Annotated in this window: 5 protein-coding genes; 3 read left to right on the forward strand and 2 right to left on the reverse strand. The window is 51.6% G+C overall.

Annotation, left to right across the window (positions count from 1 at the left end):
* The 3 genes from J4G02_20795 to J4G02_20805 form a co-directional block, all read left to right on the forward strand.
* The coding region (locus J4G02_20795; GenBank protein MCE2396964.1) for a hypothetical protein at positions 1-491 on the forward strand (491 nt) is incomplete at its 5' end.
* 44 nt (positions 492-535) lie between these two features.
* Positions 536-1,654 carry a GNAT family N-acetyltransferase gene (locus J4G02_20800; GenBank protein ID MCE2396965.1) on the forward strand — a complete coding sequence of 373 codons (1,119 nt, stop codon included), beginning with the start codon at positions 536-538 and terminating at the stop codon, positions 1,652-1,654.
* Positions 1,655-1,925: 271 nt separating this feature from the next.
* The gene (locus J4G02_20805; GenBank protein MCE2396966.1) at positions 1,926-3,017 is read left to right on the forward strand and encodes a Gfo/Idh/MocA family oxidoreductase; all 1,092 of its coding nucleotides are present in this window, start codon (positions 1,926-1,928) and stop codon (positions 3,015-3,017) included.
* A 77-nt stretch (positions 3,018-3,094) separates the two neighbouring features.
* On the opposite strand, the gene J4G02_20810 is transcribed toward J4G02_20805, so the two are convergent.
* Both J4G02_20810 and J4G02_20815 read right to left on the reverse strand, forming a co-directional pair.
* The gene (locus J4G02_20810; GenBank protein MCE2396967.1) at positions 3,095-4,399 is read right to left on the reverse strand and encodes a DUF1501 domain-containing protein; all 1,305 of its coding nucleotides are present in this window, start codon (positions 4,397-4,399) and stop codon (positions 3,095-3,097) included.
* A 4-nt stretch (positions 4,400-4,403) separates the two neighbouring features.
* Positions 4,404-4,727 (reverse strand): DUF1640 domain-containing protein, encoded by a 324-nt coding sequence (locus tag J4G02_20815; protein ID MCE2396968.1) that lies wholly within the window; start codon positions 4,725-4,727, stop codon positions 4,404-4,406.
* Between the last annotated feature and the right edge of the window lie 85 nt (positions 4,728-4,812).

Here is a 4,812-nt window from a genome sequence, read left to right on the forward strand (position 1 = left end):
AGGCGAAGGAGATGTCTCCGCGAGATCGGGACTCTGGATTGGTGATGGGGACACGCGCAATAGCGCACTACGGTTTCCGAGGCGGCATCTGGGGAGAAACGCATTTTATCAACTACGCCAAAACGATGAGCGAGAACTACGGCGTGGATGTTCTCGGAACCGAGGGGCAGTTGGCAGTGCGTGCGTCGGCAAACGTGAGGGACAACCTGTGGCATCTGCCGCGTCCGATGGAAGGTGCGCCGGCGCAGTTTTCAGATTGGCAGCAGGTGGATTTATCAGATGTCGGTCTTGAAGAGCCAGTCGTCACCATGTATCGACGGTTGGTTCATGCCATCGAAACGGATACGCAGCCGCCAAGTAGTGGCGAGGAGGGACGTTGGGCGTTTGAAATGATGATGGCGATCTATCAGTCGCACCGCGAAGGTGGACGCCGCGTTGAATTGCCGCTCGCCGACCGCCGGCATCCACTAGAACAGTGGCATGGGGCGTGATGCGTGATGTATGAAAGTAGAAACTGGAAAATTGAGGGATTTTGATGAAAATTGACCGCTTATTACGAACTGATAATGTTTGGAAAATCTCGCTTTCGACCGAAGACGAGCAGGATATAAGCCGCCTCTGGAGCCATGAATACCAGATGCGATTCGGGACAGCCCGGCTCAAGCTGGGCGGCATTGCCGGTGTCGGCACGAATGAGGAGCATCGCAACAAAGGATATTCTCGGCACGTCATGGAGGACTCCACGGCGTTCATGACAGAGAACGGATTCGATGTCGCCATGCTGTTCGGTATCCCGGACTTCTATCCTAAATTTGGCTATGCAACGGTGCTACCGGAGACATGGATGGAACTTGACACGGACGCAGCACAAGCAGCTGCTCCCACATATCAAATCCGCAAATTTGAGGCAGGAGACGTGCCGGAAATATTGGCTCTCTACGCAGCGAACAACGCGGAACGCACGGGGACACCTTTGAGGGACGAAACCCGTTGGAAGGAATTCAAGATGGGGAGCAACTTTGGTATTGATGCCGACCCTTTCATTGTCCTGAACGAAGCCAGTGAAGTAATCGGCTATTTCGTCTGTGATGATACGGAAGAAAAGTGTATCCTTTGCGATATTGGATTCCAGAACAGGACGATTTTTGAGACAATTGTCCGCTTTCTTGGGGATCGCGCCAAAAGCATTGGAGCAGCACAAATTGAATGCTCAATGCCCGCCGATCATCCATTCGCTATATTCTGCCGACGCTACGGCTGCCGGACGAATATCCATAACCCGAAGAACCGTGGGGGCATGATGCGGATTATCAACCAATCCAGCACCTTAAAAGCGATTACCGGTGAGTTGGAAAAACGCCTACGCCGCTCTGCCCATCTCTCACAATGGAGTGGAAAAATCCTCATCTCGACAGATCTGGGGCAGGATTGTTTAGGAATTGATCGGGGGCGCGTTGCACACACCGCTAGTAAGGCGAACGCCTTCCATCTTGAGATACCGCAGGACAAGCTGATCCAACTGATGATGGGCAGGCGAAGCATCGAAGATCTCGCCATTGAAGCCGATGTTTCAGTAACTGGGGGCATTATTCCTATTCTGGAAATCCTCTTTCCACTCGACTATCCACACGTCTGGTGGCCCGACCGGTTTTGAGTATAGGCATACTCCGTATGCCGTAACCCTTGTGCAAACTACGCCGCAGTGCAACGTATCTACTGCTGTTGTGCTGATGAACCAACCTAGCCCCAGCGGGGCGACATGCGTATAGAATCAGGCATAAACTGTCAGAGTCGCGATTTGGAAAGTATGCCTTCTGCGGTATGTATTTTGTAGGAGGGAATTTCGATTCCTGACTATTGCGTCGATCTTTGGCGCTTGGCTTATCAACTAGCAATTTGCGTTAACATACGAAAGGAGTTTCGTGTTGCCAACCAAAAAATACAGAGTTGCAGTCGTCGGGGGCGCAGGAACCTGGGGGCGTTTCTATCTACGCGCTTACGCCAACCATCCCGACTGCGAAATTGTCGCACTGGTAGACCGCGCCCGAGACCGACGTGGTGCCTTCGCTGACCGTTATGGTGTCGAAACTGTCTTTGATACAGTGGACGAACTCTTTGCCAAAGAGGTGCCTGACATCGTCTCAATTATTCTACCCGTCGGTCATAATCCTGAAACGGTAATAGCTTGCGCTGAAGCGGGTGTCAAGGCGGTTTCGTGCGAAAAGCCGATAGCCGTGGAACTTTCACAGGCGGATGAGATGGTACGTGTCTGCCGGGAACGGGGAACTGCCTTCGGCTGCGGAACTGGATATTGGGACGCGCCTCATCTACTGGAAACCGCTGATTGGATCCGTGCAGGTAATATTGGTCAACTGACTGGTGCCGCTATTCCCGGTGGGTTGCCGACAGAGGTATCGGGTGGCGGGTGTGTTCAACTGACCATCATGCGCTTGCTCACGGGTATGGAAGTAGAATGGGCGGAGGGATGGGCGTTACCACCGCAAGCCGGCTGGATGCCTCCTGTCGAATTTGAAGCGGTGGAGACAGATTCTCCTGCTTATGGTCGCTTGGGATTATCCGGTGGGATCGTCTGCGAAATTGTCAAACCACAAACGGATCAGAAAGCGTTCTGCCCTGTTTCGGTTACCGGAGAGAATGGGCGGGTGTGGATTACCTCTCCCACGCCAATCCTTATCCAAGGTCAAGATGCTGCTTCAACGCCAGTTCAGCCAGAATTTCTGTATAGCCCTCGAAAAGACGGATTTACATCAGCCATTGAACGACTCATGCGGGCGATGAATACCGGCGAAGATGCCTTGTGCAGTGGACACGATTATCGTCAAGCCCTCGAAATCGCTATCGCCCTGAAACAGTCCGCCCACCATGGACATGGACGGATTCCTGTGCCGCTGGAGGATCGTTCCCTCAAAATCTACCCCCATCCCTACCGCTTGAAAGGGGGCGATGTGGCAGGTTGGAAAAGTATTGGCTATACAGGACCGCCAGAGGTTGCGTAGAGTCGTCGGAGAAATCAGGCGTAACGGGAGTCTACAGCAACTTAGGTTGTTACACAAGACTTCCAGACACTAATCAGTTAAGCAAACAACTCCTCAATAACGCTTCCGTCGTTCACCACCCGAATCGGTCGTCCGCCTCTGGAGTAATTTTGATCCTCCGTATCAATACCGAGCGAATAGCAGAGCGATGCAAACAAATCAGGAACCGAAACGGGTCGATCCACAACCTCTATCCCATCTTCACTGGTCGCACCAATCACATGTCCACCGCGAATCCCACCTCCCCCGAGTACAACCGACCAACCGTTGGGGAAATGGTCTCGTCCATCATTATCGTTAATTTTAGGAGTGCGCCCAAACTCACCGAGCCACAGGACGATGGTTTCATCCAACAAATCCCGATCGGCAAGGTCTTTCACAAGCATCGAAAAAGCAGGGTCGAGTGTTTCGAGCAGATTTTTGGTCCGCTCAAAGTTATTGTCATGGGTATCCCAACCGTCGAGCGAGACTTCGACAAATTTTACACCAGTCTCAACCAACCGCCGTGCCATCAAGCAGCCATCTCCGAATTGAGTCATACCGTAGGCTTCTCTCACAGCTAATGGCTCATTTGAAAGGTCAAATGCCTTTGCGTGCGGGGAATTAATCAGTTTGTCCGCTTTCTTGTAGATAGCTTGGTGCGCCTCTGTACTCCGATTCGCATGCTTCTTGAGGAAATCTTTTTCCAAATCTGTCAACATCCGGAGCCGCTGCTCAAAACGACGTGCGTCCATCTGCGGGGGATATTTGAGATCCTCAATCGGTTTCGTCGGATCGCTGACAACAAAGGGATCATGTTCAGCGCTGAGAAACCCACTCGTAAAAGCGGGGGCATTTATGTTGACGCAGTTGGGCAGTTCAAAACCTTCATCGTCCAGATAGTGTGAGGCGAGAGAACCGAAGGTTGGATGCCTCACAGAGCCAGTTGGCGCGTAGCCGGTGTGGAGCAGATAGCGTGCCCGTTCGTGATTTCCCTCACGCGAAACCATTGACCGAATGATCGACAGGTGGTGCGCCTGTTCCGCGAGTTGGGGGAGATGTTCGGAAAACTGGATGCCTTCCGCGCTTGTCGGGATCGCTGCAAAGGGTCCGGCGTTAAGCGTGTCCGGCTTCGGGTCAAAGGTATCCAATTGGCTTGCGCCGCCATTCATGAATAGGACGATGCAATGTTTGGCACGCGCTGCAATGCTCTCTACCGGTGTCCACGCCAATGATTGCAGATGCTGCATCGCAATGAGTCCTAAAAATCCGCTCACTCCAATTTTGAGAAAATCACGTCTTGAAAAACCTTGCTGCCGGGAATCGAGTATTTCACTTTCAGGTATTTTAACTTGTGTTTCCATCTTTCTATCCCTTGGTAAACTGAGTGATAATGAGGACGAGGAGAGTGATCCAGACCGGCACCATCATACCGACCATCCACTTGAAAACATCCGTGATTCGCCTTTCGAGTCGTGCTTCCAACGCGCTCATCCGTTGTTCGACTCGTGTTTCCATCTCACTCATCCGTCCTTCTAGCGCACTCATCCGTCCTTCTAACGAACCGAGACGCTCGTTAATCTGGGTTAATTCACCACGCATCTGTCCCACATCTTTGGACACCTGCACCACCAGATCGCTGAGGTTTTGAACCATATTCTTCAGTTCAGTTGTTTCTGGATTGGTTTCCATTATAAATTATCAAGAAATCCTTTAGGTCTAAGACCTAAGCATTTATGCTTGGTATACAGATTGCTTTAGCAAGTTTAATCTTGAA

It is taken from the genome of Candidatus Poribacteria bacterium, assembly GCA_021295755.1.
In the GTDB taxonomy this organism is placed as follows: domain Bacteria; phylum Poribacteria; class WGA-4E; order WGA-4E; family PCPOR2b; genus PCPOR2b.